Below are 16,847 nucleotides of genomic sequence, written 5' to 3'. Positions count from 1 at the left end.
ATGCCGCACATTTTGATCGTCGAAGACGAAACAATTATCCGCTCCGCCTTGCGCCGTCTGCTGGAACGTAACCAGTACCAGGTCAGCGAAGCCGGATCCGTGCAGGAAGCACAAGAGCGTTTCAGCATCCCCACGTTTGACTTGATCGTCAGCGACCTGCGTCTGCCGGGCGCACCTGGTACCGAGTTGATCAAACTTGGCCAAGGCACCCCGGTGCTGATCATGACCAGTTACGCCAGCCTGCGTTCGGCCGTCGATTCCATGAAAATGGGCGCGGTGGATTACATCGCCAAGCCTTTCGATCACGACGAAATGCTCCAGGCGGTCGCGCGAATCCTGCGAGACCGGCAATCGGCGCAACAAGCCAGCGGTGAACCGGTCGTCGGTAAAACGAGCAATGGCGCCGCGAAAAACGGTGTCGACAACAGCAACGGCGAAATCGGCATCATCGGCTCGTGTCCGCCGATGCAGGACCTGTACAGCAAGATCCGCAAAGTCGCGCCAACCGATTCCAATGTCCTGATCCAGGGCGAATCCGGTACCGGTAAAGAACTGGTAGCACGCGCCCTGCACAACCTGTCCAAACGCGCCAAGGCGCCGATGATTTCGGTGAACTGCGCGGCCATTCCGGAAAGCCTGATCGAGTCCGAACTGTTCGGCCACGAAAAAGGCGCGTTTACCGGCGCCAGTGCCGGGCGTGCCGGGTTGGTGGAAGCAGCGGACGGCGGCACCTTGTTCCTCGATGAAATCGGCGAATTGCCGCTGGAAGCCCAGGCACGCCTGCTGCGGGTGTTGCAGGAAGGGGAAATCCGCCGGGTCGGTTCGGTGCAGTCGCAGAAGGTCGACGTACGCCTGATTGCTGCGACACACCGGGACCTCAAGAGCCTGGCGAAGATTGGCCAGTTCCGTGAAGACCTGTATTACCGCCTTCACGTAATCGCCCTGAAACTGCCGGCCTTGCGTGAGCGCGGCGCGGACGTCAATGAAATCGCCACTGCATTCCTCGCGCGACAGAGCGCTCGGATTGGCCGTACCGATTTGAGATTTGCTGCTGATGCCGAACAGGCCATTCGACATTACTCATGGCCGGGCAATGTTCGTGAGCTGGAAAACGCGGTCGAACGTGCAGTGATTCTGTGCGAAAGCCCGGAGATTTCCGCAGAGCTGTTGGGCATCGATATCGAATTGAGCGATCTGGAAGACGATGATTTCATCGGTCTGGCGCCCCAGCAGGGCAATGGCGCCGGTAACACCAGCCATGAACCGACTGAAGATTTGTCCCTGGAAGACTACTTCCAGCATTTCGTCCTCGAGCATCAGGACCACATGACCGAAACCGAACTGGCCCGCAAACTCGGAGTCAGTCGCAAATGCCTGTGGGAACGCCGTCAGCGCCTGGGCATTCCGCGGCGCAAGACCGGCGTGGCCAGCGAGAGCTGAACCGCACCTGTCGCATGTGCGGGTAACACATGACATTGTGAAAAAACTGTTACCTCAGCTTTTTCACGTAACAGAAGCCGGGGCTTACGGTAACGAAGCCCCGGCTTTTTTTGGCCCCCAATCATCTCATCAGCCCGCCTAACCCCTTGTTTTACTGGGTTTCACAAAAGTTGGCACGCACCCTGCTATATGTTCAGTACAAGAACAATAACAAGCAATGAACAAGACAATAAAAATAAGACGTATCGACTCACGCACAATAAAAACAAGACGGCGAGAGGCGTAGCTAACTGATTCTTTTGGAGAGGCGTTGCATTTGGGGCTTGCCCCACGACCAGGCCGAGAACAATAAAAACTGTCCCGAGACAGTGCCTGAACTGGTTGGATCGAACGATCACAGCAACACAGCGACCAAAGCAATCCGTTTGCTCTTGGCTCCCGATTGGGAGGGTCATGAAGGAAAACTTCATGGCGAGGGCGCTCAACAAAAACAAGAAGCCCGAAACCAATAATAAAAATAGAGCATGCAACTACTTCTTGGGGAGCTTCGGCTCCCCTTGTGGTTTCTGCGATTTGAAAAACCTCCCCTCCTGTAGCTTGCGGCTTGCGACTTGCAGCTCAAATCTGCTGTGTCCTACACCATCCCCTGACTAAATGCTAGAATCCCCGCCCATCATGCGGTCATTCTTCGTTATGGCCGAACATTCCTTCAAACAGTGCATCCCATGCTGAAGAAGTTGTTCCAGTCATTCCGTTCTCCCAAGCGTCACACGCAACACATTCGCAGTACGCCTGAAGTGCTCAACAGCGGCCAACATTCGTTGCAAAAGGCACAATTCAGCCGTTACGCGGTGAATATCGTCGAACGCCTGCAGAACGCCGGTTACCAGGCATACCTGGTCGGCGGCTGTGTGCGTGACATGCTGCTCGGCATCACGCCGAAAGATTTCGACGTCGCCACCAGCGCCACGCCTGAACAGGTACGCGCTGAATTCCGCAACGCGCGGATCATCGGTCGGCGTTTCAAACTGGTGCATATCCACTTTGGCCGCGAAATCATTGAAGTCGCGACCTTTCGCGCCAATCACCCGCAAAACGACGAAGACGAAGACAGCAACCAATCGTCTCGCAATGAAAGCGGGCGCATTTTGCGCGACAACGTCTACGGCACCCTGGAAGAAGACGCGCAACGCCGCGACTTCACCATCAACGCCTTATATTACGATCCAGTCAGCGAGCGCATTCTCGATTACGCCAACGGCGTACACGACATCCGCAATCACCTGATCCGCCTGATCGGCGATCCGAAGCAACGTTACCAGGAAGACCCGGTGCGGATGCTGCGGGCCGTGCGGTTCGCCGCCAAGCTTAATTTCGGCATCGAAAAACACAGCGCCACGCCCATTCGCGAACTGGCACCGTTGTTGCGCGAGATCCCTTCGGCTCGTCTGTTCGAAGAAGTGCTCAAGCTGTTCCTGTCCGGCTATGCGGCGGACACCTTCGAAATGCTGGTCGACCTGCAGCTGTTCGATCCGCTGTTCCCGGCGAGTGCGGCGGCGTTGGAATACAGCCCGACCTACACCCACACGCTGATCAGTGAAGCGCTGATCAACACAGACCTGCGAATCAAACAGAACAAACCGGTCACCCCGGCGTTCCTGTTTGCCGCCCTGCTCTGGCCTGCCCTGCCGGCCCGTGTGTTGCGTCTGCAGGAACGCGGCATGCCGCCGATTCCGGCGATGCAGGAAGCCGCTCACGAATTGATCGCCGAGCAGTGCCAGCGCATCGCCATTCCGAAACGCTTCACTATGCCGATCCGCGAGATCTGGGACATGCAGGAGCGCTTGCCACGGCGCAGCGGCAAACGCGCCGATCTGTTACTGGACAATCCGCGGTTCCGTGCCGGTTACGACTTCCTGCTGCTGCGTGAAAGCGCCGGTGAGCAGACCGATGGCCTGGGCGAATGGTGGACCGACTATCAGGATGCCAATGACAGCGAACGCCGGGACATGATCCGCGACTTGAGTGGCAAGGAAGACGGTACCGGCGCTCCCCGCAAACGTCGCCGCAGCGGCGGTGCCAAGCGCAAGCGCGCTGCCGGCGCACCGAGCGTTACAGGCGAATAAGCCATGGAACGCGTCTATATCGGCATGGGCAGCAATCTGGCTGATCCCGCCGAACAGTTGCGTAGCGCTGTCGAAGCGCTTGCGCGATTGCCGCAAACCGAACTGGTCGGGGTTTCCGGGTTTTATCAAAGCGACTCGCTGCTGCCCGGCCAACCGCGCTATACCAACGCCGTCGCCGCGCTCGACAGCCGCCTCACGCCGCTCGACCTGCTCGATGCGCTGCAAGCCATCGAGAACGACCAGGGCCGCGAGCGCCTTGAACGCTGGGGGCCACGCACGCTGGACCTGGACATCGTGCTGTTCGGCGATCGCCTGATCGACGAACCTCGCCTCAAAATCCCCCACTATCATCTGCAGGAACGAGCCTTTGTGCTCTATCCGCTGGCCGAGCTGGCACCGGCTGATCTGCGCCTGGCCGATGGCCGTAGCCTCGCAGCATTACTCGCCGACTGTCCGTTCGTCGGGTTGGAACGCCTCTCTCAAAATTGACAAAAACCTTGTGGGAGCGGGCTTGCCCGCGATAGCGACTTTACATTCAACATCAATGTTGACTGACAGTCCGCCATCGCGGGCAAGCCCGCTCCCACAATGGTTTCTGTCGTATCAAAGATGTGCAGCAGCAAAAATCTGCTGAATCGCATCAGTTACGCCGGTAACACCCCATGCGTAACAATGCGGTAACACACGCAATTGACTTCCCGGGTTCTCCTCACGACTATAGGCGTCCCGCTGCCGCCAACGCGGCGCCAAAGGGCGCAATCCAGGCCTTACAAGCACCACGAAAGAAGGTGCGCCTGTATAAATGACGAATCACGCGCGTTACTCGCAGTAGTTTCCATAGCGCCTGTAATGAGGATTTTTTCATGCCAGCCATCACCCTGACCACGCTCCAGAGCCTCAAGCAGAAAGGTGAAAAGATCACCATGCTGACCTGCTATGACGCGACCTTCGCCCATGCCTGTAATGAGGCCGGGGTTGAAGTGCTGCTGGTGGGCGACTCCCTCGGCATGGTTTTGCAGGGGCACGACAGCACCCTGCCGGTGACCACCGCCGAAATGGCCTACCACGTGGCAGCCGTCAAACGTGGCAACACCGATGCCTTGATCCTCGCTGATCTGCCGTTCATGGCCTACGCCACTATCGAACAAACCATGACCAACAGCGCCCTGTTGATGCAGGCCGGTGCGCACATGGTCAAGGTTGAAGGCGCATTGTGGCTCGCGGACTCGATCCGTCTGCTGGCCGAACGTGGCATCCCGGTGTGTGCGCACATGGGGCTGACGCCGCAATCGGTCAACATTCTCGGCGGCTATAAAGTCCAGGGCCGCAACGAAAATCAGGCGCGGCAGATGCGTGCCGACGCGATTTCCCTGGAACAGGCTGGCGCGGCCATGCTGCTGCTCGAATGTGTGCCCAGCGAACTGGCCGAAGAAATTTCCCAGGCGGTGAAGATCCCGGTAATCGGTATCGGCGCCGGCAGTGGCACCGACGGCCAGGTGCTGGTCTTGCACGACATGCTGGGCTTGTCCATTACCGGCCGCGTGCCGAAATTCGTGAAGAATTTCATGACCGGCCAAACCAGCGTCCAGGCAGCCTTGAGCGCTTACGTCACTGAAGTCAAAGCGGCGACTTTCCCTGGCATCGAACACGGATTCTCTGCATGAACACCGTAAAAACCGTACGCGAACTGCGGGCCGCCGTGGCCCGCGCCCGTAGCGAAGGCAAACGTATCGGCTTTGTGCCGACCATGGGCAATCTGCACAGCGGGCATATCGCGCTGGTTACCAAAGCCACCCAGCGGGTGGATTTCGTGGTCGCGAGCATTTTCGTCAACCCGCTGCAGTTCGGCGCCGGTGAAGACCTCGACAAATACCCGCGAACCCTGGCCGCCGATCAGGAGAAACTGCTTCAGGCCGGTTGCCATTTGCTGTTCGCACCCACCGTCGAAGAAATGTACCCCGATGGCATGGCCGGCCAGACCCGCGTCAGCGTCCCACAACTGTCCGAGGGCCTGTGCGGCGCCAGCCGTCCGGGGCATTTCGAAGGCGTGGCGACCGTCGTCAGCAAGCTGTTCAATATGGTCCAGCCGGACCTGGCGATCTTCGGCCAGAAAGACTTCCAGCAACTGGCGGTGATTCGCGCCCTGGTGCATGACTTGAACATGCCGATCCAGATTATCGGCGAGCCTACCGTCCGGGCCGCCGACGGTCTGGCGCTGTCGTCGCGCAATGGTTTCCTCAGCGAAGAACAGCGGGCCATCGCGCCGGTGGTCTATCGCACCCTGACCCATATTGCCGATGCAATCAAACAGGGCGAGCGCGATTACCCGACGCTGATCAACGAGCAGATCAAGCAGCTCGAAGCCGCCGGTCTGCGAGTGGACTATCTGGAAATTCGCCATGCGCTGACCTTGCGACCGGCGACGGCGCAAGATCGGGACCTGGTGATTCTGGTGGCAGCGTTCCTGGGCACGACGCGGTTGATCGACAACCTGCATCTGAACCTCGACGCCGTCCTCTAGACACCGCAAAAAATGTGGAGCAAGCCTGTGGCGAGGGGGCTTGCCCCCGTTGGGCAGCGAAGCAGCCCCAAAATCTCTGTTGTACCCACGACCTTGTGAGTGCCATGCACTCAAATGGGGGCAAGCTCCCTCGCCACAGGCCCGCTCCCACATGGGTCCTGGGTCTATTTCCACATCGTATTGCCGCCCTTCATGCCTTCGGGCAAACTGCCCGCCGTTCGATTCCGACCTGGGGAAACACTCATGCACGCCATCATGCTCAAGGCCAAGCTGCATCGCGCCGAAGTTACCCACGCTGTACTCGATTACGAAGGCTCTTGCGCCATCGACGGTGAATGGCTGGACCTGTCCGGCATCCGTGAGTACGAACAGATCCAGATCTATAACATCGACAACGGCGAACGCTTCACCACTTATGCGATTCGTGGCGAAGAAGGTTCGCGCATGATTTCGGTCAACGGAGCCGCGGCGCACAAGGCCAAGGTCGGCGACCGCGTGATCATCTGCGCTTACGCCCATTACAGCGAAGCCGAGCTGCTCAACTTCAAGCCGCGCATGCTCTACATGGCGCCGGGTAACGAGTTGAGCCACACCAGTAATGCCATTCCGGTTCAGGTCGCCTGATCGAACCGTTCCTCTGTCTGTCTTCCGTTTGTCGGACCGCTCCCTGTTTAAATGTTAAAAAAGTACCGGGAGCAGGTCAGACAAAGTCAAGACAGATTGTGGCGCGAGGTTTACTGTGTTCGCCCTGCGCCATGAAATCGTGTCGACGCAGTTGACCGGACGCCCGCCCACGGCGCTCCGGTATTTATCGTGTTCAAAAGGCCGTTCAAGTAAAAAGGAAAACCGCAGCGATGGCGTATTACCGCACCCCTCACGACGTTACCGCTCTGCCCGCCTGGCAAGCGCTGAATGACCACCGCCAAGCCATGCAGGATTTCAGCATGCGCGAAGCCTTTAATGCCGATCCGCAGCGTTTTACTCAATTCACCCTCAGCAGCTGCGGCCTGTTTCTCGACTACTCGAAAAACCTGATCAACGCCGAGACCCGCAACCTGCTGGTGGGCCTGGCCAACGAAGTCGATCTGCAGGGCGCGATCAAAGCGCTGTTCGCAGGCGAGATCGTCAACGCTTCCGAAGGACGTCCAGCCCTGCACACCGCACTGCGCCGCCCGGTGGGCGACAAGCTGTCGGTCAACGGCGTCAACGTGATGCCCGACGTGCATAAAGTGCTGAACCAGATCACCGACCTCGTGGGCCGCATCCACGATGGTTTGTGGCGCGGTTACACCGAGAAGCCGATCACCGACGTGGTCAACATCGGCATCGGTGGCTCGTTCCTTGGCCCTGAACTGGTGTCCGAAGCGCTGTTGTCCTACGCCCAGAAAGGCGTGCGCTGCCATTACCTGGCGAACATCGACGGCAGTGAATTCCACGAACTGACCATGAAGCTGCGCGCCGAGACCACGCTGTTCATCGTCTCGTCGAAATCCTTCAATACCCTCGAAACCCTGAAAAACGCCCAGGCAGCACGCGCCTGGTATCTGGCTCAGGGCGGTTCGGAAGCCGAGCTGTATCGTCACTTCATCGCCGTTTCCAGCAACAACGCAGCGGCGGTAGCGTTTGGTATTCGCGAAGAAAACATCTTCCCGATGTGGGATTGGGTTGGCGGGCGTTACTCGCTGTGGTCGGCTATCGGTCTGCCGATCGCATTGGCCATCGGCATGTCGAACTTCAAGGAACTGCTGTCCGGTGCCTACACCATGGACCAGCACTTCCAGAGCGCGCCATTCGAACAGAACATGCCGGTACTGCTGGCGTTGCTCGGCGTCTGGTACGGCAACTTCTGGGGCGCGCAAAGCCACGCGATCCTGCCGTACGACCACTACCTGCGCAACATCACCAAACACTTGCAACAGCTGGACATGGAATCCAACGGCAAGAGCGTACGCCAGGACGGCACGCCAGTGTCCACCGATACCGGCCCGGTGATCTGGGGCGGCGTCGGCTGCAACGGCCAGCACGCTTATCACCAGTTGCTGCACCAAGGCACCCAACTGATTCCGGCCGACTTTATCGTGCCGATCGTCAGCTTCAACCCGGTGTCCGACCACCACCAGTGGCTGTACGCCAACTGCCTGTCGCAAAGCCAGGCACTGATGCTCGGCAAGACCCGCGCCGAGGCTGAAGCCGAGTTGCGTGACAAGGGCATGAGCGAAGATGAAGTGCAGAAACTGGCCGCGCACAAGGTGATCCCGGGCAACCGTCCGAGCAACACCCTGGTGGTCGAACGCATCAGCCCGCGTCGCCTTGGCGCACTGGTGGCGCTGTACGAACACAAAGTCTTCGTGCAAAGCGTGGTCTGGGGCATCAACGCCTTCGACCAATGGGGCGTGGAACTGGGCAAGGAACTGGGCAAAGGCGTCTACAACCGCCTGGTTGGCAGCGAAGAAACCCCGGCCGACGATGCTTCCACCCAAGGCTTGATCAACTACTTCCGCGGTCGTCACCGCGGGTGATTTGACGCCACACGACTACCCCTGTGGGAGCGAGCCTGCTCGCGATTTCGGTCTGACATTCAACATCAACATTGAATGTCATGTCCCATCGCGAGCAGGCTCGCTCCCACATTGGTTTACGGCGATCACAAATTTTACGGCCGGCACCTTCCACACCGATCGGCATCTGACTTGAACCCTTCCCCCACTCGGCGCATCTTTATTCTTGTCGCAACAAGAATAAGGAACCGTCATGTTCGATATCAGCACGTTTCCCCAAGCCGATGCCGTCCGCCGGGCTGCACAGTTAAGTCAAGACGACTACCATCGCCTGTACCGCCAATCCATCGAGCATCCCAGCACCTTCTGGGCCGAACAGGCCACACGCTTTCTCGACTGGAGCGCGCCGTGGCAAACCGTCCAGCGTTATGACCTGAAAACCGGTGAGGCAAGCTGGTTCGCTGGCGCAAGGTTAAACGTCAGTTACAACTGCATCGATCGTCACCTGGAAAAACGCGGCGATCAAATCGCGATCATCTGGGAAGGCGATGACCCCGCCGAATCCGCCCAGATCACCTACAAAAGACTCCATCACAACGTTTGTCGACTGGCCAACGTGCTCAAAAGCCGTGGAGTGAAGAAGGGCGACCGGGTGTGCATCTACATGCCGATGATTCCCGAAGCTGCCTACGCCATGCTCGCCTGTGCGCGGATCGGCGCGATTCATTCGGTGGTGTTCGGCGGCTTCTCCCCGGATTCGTTGCGTGACCGGATTCTCGACGCCGATTGCCGCACCGTGATCACGGCTGACGAAGGCGTACGCGGTAGCAAATTTGTGCCGCTCAAACAGAATGTCGACACGGCGCTGCAAAGCTGCCCCGACGTGAACACCGTGATTGTGGTCGAGCGCACCCAAGGCCAGGTCAACTGGGTCGATGATCGAGATATCTGGTATCACCAGGCGGTGCGCGATGTTGGCGACGACTGCCCGCCAGAGCCGATGGACGCCGAAGACCCGCTGTTTATCCTCTACACCTCTGGCAGCACCGGCAAACCCAAAGGCGTGCTGCACACCACCGGCGGCTATTTGCTGCAAGCCGCCATGACCTTCAAGTACGTGTTCGACTATCGCGACGGTGAGGTTTTCTGGTGCACCGCCGATGTCGGCTGGGTCACCGGCCATAGCTACATCGTCTACGGGCCGCTAGCCAACGGAGCGACCACGCTGATTTTCGAAGGCGTACCGAGCTACCCCAGCACTTCACGCTTTTGGCAGGTGATCGATAAACACCACGTGAATATCTTCTACACCGCTCCAACCGCGTTGCGCGCATTGATGCGTGAAGGCCCCGAACCGTTGAAGGAAACGTCCCGCGAGAGCCTGCGATTGCTCGGCACCGTCGGTGAACCGATCAATCCGGAAGCCTGGGAGTGGTATTTCAACACGGTCGGCGAGCAGCGCTGCCCGATTGTCGATACCTGGTGGCAGACCGAAACCGGCGGCATCATGCTCAGCCCGCTGGTCAGCACCCAACGGGTCAAACCCGGTTGCGCCATGCAACCGATGTTCGGTGTACAACCGGTATTGCTCGATGAACACGGCAAGGAAATCAAAGGCGCCGGCAGCGGCATACTGGCCATCAAATCCAGCTGGCCGGCGCAGATCCGCAGCGTCTACGGCGACCCGAAACGGATGATCGAAACCTACTTCAAGCCCTGCCCCGGCTATTACTTCACCGGCGATGGCGCCCGCCGCGACGAGGACGGCGACTACTGGATCACCGGCCGCATCGACGACGTGATCAACGTCTCCGGACACCGCATCGGCACGGCCGAAGTGGAAAGCGCGCTGGTGCTGCACGACAGCATCGCCGAGGCCGCCGTGGTCGGTTATCCCCACGACGTCAAAGGCCAAGGCATCTATGCCTTTGTCACGCCCATGAATGGCACCGAACCCAACGACGAACTGAAGAAACAGTTGCTGGCGCATGTCAGCAAGGAAATCGGCAACTTCGCCAAACCGGACTTGATCCAGTGGGCTCCGGCCCTGCCCAAAACCCGTTCGGGCAAGATCATGCGACGAATTCTGCGCAAGATCGCCTGTAACGAACTGGACAGCCTGGGCGACACCTCGACCCTCGCCGACCCGAGCGTGGTGCAAGGGCTGATCGATCAACGGCTGAACCAATGAACCTGTCCCTGTAGGAGCGAGGCTTGCCCGCGAAAGCGGTGTGTCAGGCGACATTAATGTTGACTGTGCCGCCGTCTTCGCGGGCAAGCCTCGCTCCTACAGTTACAGGTACAGTTACAGGGACAGGTACAGGTTCTTCATCGTCCAAGCTGTTAAACTTCCGCGCCCCCAATTTCCTCCTGCAAGGCGCTCAGCATGTCTTCCTTGAATCAGGCGCTGCGCGCCGCCCTCGATCATCGTCAGGACCTGCTTGCCGAGTTGCATCAGCAAGGCACCGATTGCTATCGCCTGTTCCACGGCAGCCAGGAAGGCGCCGGCGGCCTGACCATCGACCGCTACGGTCCGCAATTATTAGTACAGAGTTTTCACCAGACGCTGGAGCGTGACGCCCTGCTGCAACTGCACGAAACCGTCAATCAACAGCTGGGTTTCGACACGCTGCTGGTCTACAACGACCGTTCCCGTGGCAACTCGCGCATCGACCGCGAAGACCCCATCTACCGCGCCGACGAAGCGGCCCTGCAAGATCTGGTCGGCCACGAATGGGGCCTGAACTACCGGGTTCGCGGGCGCCACGCCGGCCAAGACCCGTTGCTGTTTCTCGACCTGCGCAATGCTCGCGGCTGGGTCAAGGCGCACAGCCAAAACAAAAGTGTGCTGAACCTGTTTGCCTACACCTGTGGCGTCGGCCTCAGCGCCGCGGCGGGTGGTGCGAGCGAAGTGTGTAACCTGGACTTTGCCGAAGGCAATCTGGCGGTCGGTCGTGAGAACGGCTTGCTTAACCCGCAATTGCCGACAATGGAGTTCATTCAGTCCGATTACTTTCCGGCCATTCGCCAATTGGCTGGTCTGCCGATCAGCCAGCGCCGCGGGCAGAAACTGCCAGGTTATCAACGCCTGGAGCCGCGTCAGTACGATCTGGTATTGCTCGATCCACCGGCCTGGGCCAAGAGTGCTTTCGGTACGGTCGACCTGTTGCGTGACTATCAAAGCCTGCTCAAACCGGCGCTGCTGACCACCGCCAAGGATGGGGTGCTGATCTGCTGCAACAACCTGGCGAAGGTCAGCATGGACGATTGGCGCGAACAGGTTCTGCGCTGCGCCGAGAAGGCCGGGCGCCCGGTGCGGGAGTGGAGCGTGCTGACGCCAGGCAGCGATTTCCCGTCGAAGGATCAACAGCCGCCATTGAAAACCCTGATTCTGCAGCTCTGAAAATCCGCGCCGATAATCAGATAAATCCTATAAAGCGTGGTTGCTTCGGAACCGCAAACGCATGCCATACTCCAAGGCACTCCGATTCCGACAGATGAAGCCGCACATGCCCAAAGGATTGATTCGCGCTATCGGCGCCTTGTTGACTGCCCTGGCTCTTTACAGCCTGCTGGGGTTTCTGATTTTGCCGGGCATCGCGTTGCGAATCGCCAACCAGCAATTGGCCAACTACGCCACGACACCGGCGACGATTCAGCGGATCGAACTCAACCCGTTCAGCCTTGAAGTCACCCTTTGGGGCCTGGTCATTGGCGAGCCGGGCAAGGAGCAAATAGGCTTCGAACGGCTCTACGCCAACCTGCAGATCGACAGCCTCTGGACCAAAGCGCTGCATCTGTCCGATATCGAACTGGATAAACCCAAGACCGAAATCCTCTTCGACAAGGACGGCAAACTCAACCTGCTCGGTCTGTTCAAAATCCCCGCCAGCGACCCGACCCCGGCCGACCCGGACGCCCAACCATTCCCGCTGCGCGTGGAGCGGATCAAACTGGCCGGCGGCTCCTTGCATTTCGAGGATGCACGGCCCAGCGAACCCATCGAGTTCCTCTACGACAAACTCGATTTCGAATTGAAAAACCTCAGCACCCTGCCCGAAGACAGCGCCGACATGACATTGGTCGCCGTCGGCCCGGCAGGTGGACAGATCGACTGGACCGGTAATTTCAGCCTGATCCCGATCGCCTCCGAAGGTAAGCTGAAAATCACTGACGGGAAGATGAAATCCTTCTGGCCCTATGTGCGTGATGCCGTGCCACTCGCACTTGAAGAGGGCGTCGTCAGCCTCAGCACCGATTACAAACTCAACCTGGCCAAAGAAACCGAACTGCTGCTGAGCAACGTTGCCGTCAGTGTCGCGCCTTTCTCCATCAAGACCCCGGACGGTCGACCACTGGCCAAGCTCGAGCGGCTGGACATCAGCGAAACCACTGTGGACCTGGCCAAACAGCAAGTAGTGGTCGGCAAGATTCGCAGCAAAAAACTGGAAACCTGGGCCGCCCTCGAAGCCGACGGGCAACTCGACTGGCAAAAGCTGTTCGCCAGCCAGCCGTCCAAAGCGGCGGCCAAGGCCAATGCCGAACCGAGCAGTACACCAGCGGCTGCCGATTCACCGAAACCTGAACCGAGCGCGCCGAGCAAGCCTTGGCAGGTGCTGCTCAAAGACGTGCAGCTACGTGACTATCAGGTGCATCTGGCCGACCGCAAGGCACAACCGGCGGTGGCCCTGGAGCTGGGGCCGCTGAACCTGGACCTGCAAAATTTCGACAGCCTCAACGGTTCTCCTTTCAACCTCAAGCTCGACACCGGCGTGGGCAAGCAAGGCAAGATCAGCGCAGATGGCATGGTCAATCTGGCCCCGATCAGCGCCAAACTGAACGTGCAGACCAAAGACATCGACCTGCGTGTCGCCCAGTCCTACATCAACCCGTTCATTCGTCTTGAACTGCGCAGCGGCATGCTGGGCAGTGATCTGGCGGTCGATCTGAAAAGCACCGAACCGCTGGCCTTCAACATCACAGGCAAAGCCCAGGTCGATCAGCTGCATACCCTCGACACCCTGAAAACCCGCGACTTCCTCAAGTGGCAACAGTTGGTGCTCGAAGGCCTGAACTATCAGCATGGCGACAGCCTGTCGATCGACAAGGTCAGCCTGTTCCAGCCCTATGCGCGCTTCATGATCAACGATGATCGCACCACCAACGTTGATGATCTGCTGATCCCGCAACCCGCCGATACCGCCCCCCCGGCAACCTCGGCCAAACCGGCAGCCGGAAAAGAAAAACCGCTGGGCATCCACATTGGCGGCGTTGCCATCAATGACGGTTCGGCAAACTTCGCCGACTTCAGCCTGACCCCGAACTTCGCCACCGCCGTTCAACAGCTCAACGGGAAGATCGGCACCATCGACAGCCGCCAGGCCAAACCGGCCAGCGTCGACATCGAAGGCAAGGTCGACCGCTATGCACCGGTGACCATCGAGGGTTCGGTCAACCCGTTCGACCCGATGGCCAGCCTGGACATCGCCACCAGTTTCAAACGGGTGGAACTGACCACGCTGACGCCCTACTCCGGCAAGTTCGCCGGTTACCGTATCCGCAAGGGCCGGCTCAACCTCGACCTGCATTACAAGATCACCAATGGCCAGCTCTTGGCCGAAAACAAAGTGGTGGTCGAGCAGCTGCAACTGGGTGAAAAGGTCGACAGCCCGGACGCCGTTAGCCTGCCACTGAAACTGGCGATTGCCTTGCTCAAGGATGTCGACGGCAAGATCTCCATCGAACTGCCGGTGAGCGGCGACCTGAACAACCCACAGTTCAGTGTCATGCCTATCGTCTGGCAGACCCTGCGCAACCTGATCGTGAAAGCCGCCGCAGCGCCGTTCAAAATGATTGGCGGCCTGGTCAGCGGCGGAGGCTCGGAAGATTTGGGCAGCGTGGCATTCGCACCGGGTTCGAGTGACCTGAGCAAAGACGCCGAAGCCGCGCTGGTCAAACTGTCCCAAGCACTCAAGGAACGTCCGGCCCTGCGCCTGGAAATCGAAGGCACCGCCGCCAAGAGCAGCGATGGCCCGCTGATTGCCGAGCAACGCCTGGAGCGGGAATACCAGTACAACTACTACAAAATGCTCCAGCGTCGCGGTGACAAAGTACCGGCCCAGGCCTCGTTGCTGGACGTACCGGACAACGAGAAAGGCCCGCTGCTGGAAGGGATTTACCGCACGCGCCTCAAGACCCAGCCGCCAGCCGAATGGAAGGATCTGGGCAAGGAAGAACGTAGCAACAAAATGCGTGAAAACGTGATCGCGTTCTGGAGTTCCAGCGAGGTGCTATTGCGTCAACTGGGGCAAGAACGGGCCAGCAGCATCAAGGATTATCTGGTGGAAAAGGGTCAGTTGGCCGATGACCGTGTGTACTTCATCGACGCCAGCCTTGGCGAGGCACAGAGCGATGGCCGGGTTATCACGTCCATGCATCTGGATGCCGAATGATGGGCGCGCGCTGGCTTCTGAGCCTGGCCTTGGCGCTGGCTGCCGGCCAGGCAGTGGCGGCTGACACCTTGCGCTGCGGTAGCCAATTGATCAGCGTCGGAGACAGGACCAGCGAGGTGCTGCAAAAATGCGGAGAGCCCATTGCCCGCGACTTGCTGGGCTACAAGCGCAGCGCCAATCGGCGGGAAGAGTTTCAGGTCGAGGAATGGACCTACGGGCCCAATAGCGGGATGTACCAGTACCTGCGTTTTGAAGGCAACCGGTTGGTTCGAATCACCAGCAAGCGTGGGAATTGAACAATCGAGCTTGCCCCACTTCCCTAATGCAGGAGCCAGGCTTGCCGGCGAACCAGCCACCTCGGTCCATCAGGGATACCGCGTAATCGTTCTTCGCGGGCAAACCTCGCTCCTACAAGTGATGCGTTGCTGCAAATAGGACAGGCCCCGACACGAATGCCGGGGCCTGTAATGACCACATCCTTGTGGCCTTGCGCATGAACCTTCAAGTGGCGGCAGACGTATGACTCGGCCCGTCCACCGCACCTTCTCCCGGTCCAGGCGAGAAGCCTTGCCTTACTCGGATTTCAGGCCATCAGCGGAAACCGCTTTGACACCTTTGATTTTCTTGGCAATAGCCACGGCGGTTGTTTTCTGAGCATCAGTCAGAACAGTCATGGAAGACAGGGAAACAACGCCTTTGTTGGTTTCGACCTTGATGTCAGTGCCAGGAATGCCTTTTTCGGTCAGCAGATCGGCTTTGACTTTGGTCGTGATCCAGGTATCGGAAACATCCTCTTTCGCTTCAGTGACTTCACCGGCGGCCAGCATCAAGGGTGCCTGAGTCGCTTGGGTGGTCTGTGCAAATGCGGCGTTGGCCATGGTCAGGGTCAGGGTCAACGCGGTAGCAGTAGCGGCAGCGATAGCGAACTTCTTCATACAAGTAACTCCTGTATTTCTGGAAAGTCTGCTGCGTGTCTTGTCAGCAGGGTTACTGGAGAGAGAGTGCGAACGCTGTGCCAACTGCTCGATAAAAAATAAATGCTTATAAATCAATCAGTTAATAACAGCGGTCATTTTCGAAATCATGCAAATTGCATGACTGCGAAATTATCTACATGCAACATGCGGGTTTTAACGCAGGCCTAAGGCCATGAATTGTCGGGGGTTTCTCGATTATCGGAATGGCCCAAAAAATAGCGAACAAAAAAATGCCCCGCGTCGTTAAACGCGGGGCATTGGCAAGATGAATGGATCAGGAGCTCGCGGCAGCGGCAGCGGCAGGGCAGCCTTTAGGAGCGTATTCTGAATCGACCGTCGTGGAGCACGTCCAGCCACCGGCAAGTGTGCGCGAAAGTGTGACGGTTTTACCGAGCACCGGCCCCGGTGCATTGACAATAGTGCAACCAATACTGCCCACACCGGAAGAGGCGGTACCCGTCGCCGAAATCGTGCAATTACCCGTGGCGCTCACCGCGCCGATCTCGGCGGGGGTGGCAATATTGGTGCCTTGATTGATGATGTCTTCGAAAGGCACCTTCAGTGCCGAAATTTCTGCAACCGCAGCGGTGACCTTCGCCCGCGCCTGGTACTTCGAATACTGCGGCAACGCAAACGTCGCCAGAATCCCGATGATCGCCACCACGATCAACAGTTCGATCAGGGTAAAACCATTTTGATTTTTCATAGACAGGCTCCATGCATGAGTCGGAATCTCATGATCTGAACAAGGTACAGCACAGGTCATGCCAAGCCGCGCGTGGCCCTGCCTGCTGGGCGAAAGATTGCGGTAAAGACCTTTCCTGGTCCACGGA

The 16,847-nt window shown here is 58.7% G+C and carries 13 protein-coding genes; 11 read left to right on the top strand and 2 right to left on the bottom strand.

Annotation, left to right across the window (positions count from 1 at the left end; genetic code table 11):
* From BZL43_RS01355 to BZL43_RS01300, 11 genes are all read left to right on the top strand, one after another.
* Positions 1-1,440 (top strand): sigma-54 dependent transcriptional regulator, encoded by a 1,440-nt coding sequence (locus BZL43_RS01355; RefSeq protein WP_095630636.1) that lies wholly within the window; start codon positions 1-3, stop codon positions 1,438-1,440.
* Positions 1,441-2,165: 725 nt separating this feature from the next.
* Positions 2,166-3,566: a polynucleotide adenylyltransferase PcnB gene (locus tag BZL43_RS01345; protein WP_095630634.1), complete on the top strand. Its 1,401-nt coding sequence runs from the start codon at positions 2,166-2,168 to the stop codon at positions 3,564-3,566.
* A 3-nt stretch (positions 3,567-3,569) separates the two neighbouring features.
* The gene (gene folK / locus BZL43_RS01340) at positions 3,570-4,055 is read left to right on the top strand and encodes a 2-amino-4-hydroxy-6-hydroxymethyldihydropteridine diphosphokinase (protein WP_095630633.1); all 486 of its coding nucleotides are present in this window, start codon (positions 3,570-3,572) and stop codon (positions 4,053-4,055) included.
* 374 nt (positions 4,056-4,429) lie between these two features.
* Positions 4,430-5,230 carry a 3-methyl-2-oxobutanoate hydroxymethyltransferase gene (gene panB / locus BZL43_RS01335; RefSeq protein WP_095630632.1) on the top strand — a complete coding sequence of 267 codons (801 nt, stop codon included), beginning with the start codon at positions 4,430-4,432 and terminating at the stop codon, positions 5,228-5,230.
* Positions 5,227-6,087 carry a pantoate--beta-alanine ligase gene (panC, locus tag BZL43_RS01330; protein ID WP_095630631.1) on the top strand — a complete coding sequence of 287 codons (861 nt, stop codon included), beginning with the start codon at positions 5,227-5,229 and terminating at the stop codon, positions 6,085-6,087. Before panB ends, panC begins: the two co-directional genes overlap by 4 nt.
* 243 nt (positions 6,088-6,330) lie before the next feature.
* The gene (panD, locus tag BZL43_RS01325; RefSeq protein WP_008153310.1) at positions 6,331-6,711 is read left to right on the top strand and encodes an aspartate 1-decarboxylase; all 381 of its coding nucleotides are present in this window, start codon (positions 6,331-6,333) and stop codon (positions 6,709-6,711) included.
* Positions 6,712-6,941: 230 nt separating this feature from the next.
* The gene (gene pgi, locus BZL43_RS01320; RefSeq protein WP_095630630.1) at positions 6,942-8,606 is read left to right on the top strand and encodes a glucose-6-phosphate isomerase; all 1,665 of its coding nucleotides are present in this window, start codon (positions 6,942-6,944) and stop codon (positions 8,604-8,606) included.
* A 232-nt stretch (positions 8,607-8,838) separates the two neighbouring features.
* Positions 8,839-10,776, top strand: coding sequence for an acetate--CoA ligase (acs, locus tag BZL43_RS01315; protein ID WP_095630629.1), 1,938 nt, complete (start codon positions 8,839-8,841; stop codon positions 10,774-10,776).
* A 195-nt stretch (positions 10,777-10,971) separates the two neighbouring features.
* Positions 10,972-11,988, top strand: coding sequence for a class I SAM-dependent rRNA methyltransferase (locus BZL43_RS01310; RefSeq protein ID WP_095630628.1), 1,017 nt, complete (start codon positions 10,972-10,974; stop codon positions 11,986-11,988).
* Positions 11,989-12,049: 61 nt separating this feature from the next.
* Positions 12,050-15,037 (top strand): DUF748 domain-containing protein, encoded by a 2,988-nt coding sequence (locus BZL43_RS01305; RefSeq protein WP_095630627.1) that lies wholly within the window; start codon positions 12,050-12,052, stop codon positions 15,035-15,037.
* On the top strand, positions 15,037-15,333 hold the full coding sequence (locus tag BZL43_RS01300) for a DUF2845 domain-containing protein (RefSeq protein WP_095630626.1): 297 nt from the start codon (positions 15,037-15,039) through the stop codon (positions 15,331-15,333). Before BZL43_RS01305 ends, BZL43_RS01300 begins: the two co-directional genes overlap by 1 nt.
* 276 nt (positions 15,334-15,609) lie before the next feature.
* On the opposite strand, the gene BZL43_RS01295 is transcribed toward BZL43_RS01300, so the two are convergent.
* Positions 15,610-15,972, bottom strand: coding sequence for a BON domain-containing protein (locus tag BZL43_RS01295; protein ID WP_095630625.1), 363 nt, complete (start codon positions 15,970-15,972; stop codon positions 15,610-15,612).
* Between the two features lie 316 nt (positions 15,973-16,288).
* A complete protein-coding gene (locus BZL43_RS01290) occupies positions 16,289-16,720 on the bottom strand; it encodes a pilin (protein WP_095630624.1) in 432 nt (143 codons plus the stop codon).
* Between the last annotated feature and the right edge of the window lie 127 nt (positions 16,721-16,847).

This window comes from Pseudomonas sp. PICF141, from assembly GCF_002286815.1.
GTDB lineage: Bacteria > Pseudomonadota > Gammaproteobacteria > Pseudomonadales > Pseudomonadaceae > Aquipseudomonas.
The sequence above is the reverse complement of the archived record's forward strand: the minus strand, read 5'-3'. Positions and strand labels throughout refer to the sequence as shown.

Coding starts and splice junctions, on each gene's coding strand:
- acs (WP_095630629.1), top strand. CDS start 8,839: ATGTTCGATATCAGCACGTTTCCCCAAGCCGATGCCGTCCGCCGGGCT.
- folK (WP_095630633.1), top strand. CDS start 3,570: ATGGAACGCGTCTATATCGGCATGGGCAGCAATCTGGCTGATCCCGCC.
- BZL43_RS01345 (WP_095630634.1), top strand. CDS start 2,166: ATGCTGAAGAAGTTGTTCCAGTCATTCCGTTCTCCCAAGCGTCACACG.
- BZL43_RS01310 (WP_095630628.1), top strand. CDS start 10,972: ATGTCTTCCTTGAATCAGGCGCTGCGCGCCGCCCTCGATCATCGTCAG.
- BZL43_RS01295 (WP_095630625.1), bottom strand. CDS start 15,972: ATGAAGAAGTTCGCTATCGCTGCCGCTACTGCTACCGCGTTGACCCTG.
- BZL43_RS01290 (WP_095630624.1), bottom strand. CDS start 16,720: ATGAAAAATCAAAATGGTTTTACCCTGATCGAACTGTTGATCGTGGTG.
- BZL43_RS01305 (WP_095630627.1), top strand. CDS start 12,050: ATGCCATACTCCAAGGCACTCCGATTCCGACAGATGAAGCCGCACATG.
- panD (WP_008153310.1), top strand. CDS start 6,331: ATGCACGCCATCATGCTCAAGGCCAAGCTGCATCGCGCCGAAGTTACC.
- pgi (WP_095630630.1), top strand. CDS start 6,942: ATGGCGTATTACCGCACCCCTCACGACGTTACCGCTCTGCCCGCCTGG.
- panC (WP_095630631.1), top strand. CDS start 5,227: ATGAACACCGTAAAAACCGTACGCGAACTGCGGGCCGCCGTGGCCCGC.
- panB (WP_095630632.1), top strand. CDS start 4,430: ATGCCAGCCATCACCCTGACCACGCTCCAGAGCCTCAAGCAGAAAGGT.
- BZL43_RS01355 (WP_095630636.1), top strand. CDS start 1: ATGCCGCACATTTTGATCGTCGAAGACGAAACAATTATCCGCTCCGCC.
- BZL43_RS01300 (WP_095630626.1), top strand. CDS start 15,037: ATGGGCGCGCGCTGGCTTCTGAGCCTGGCCTTGGCGCTGGCTGCCGGC.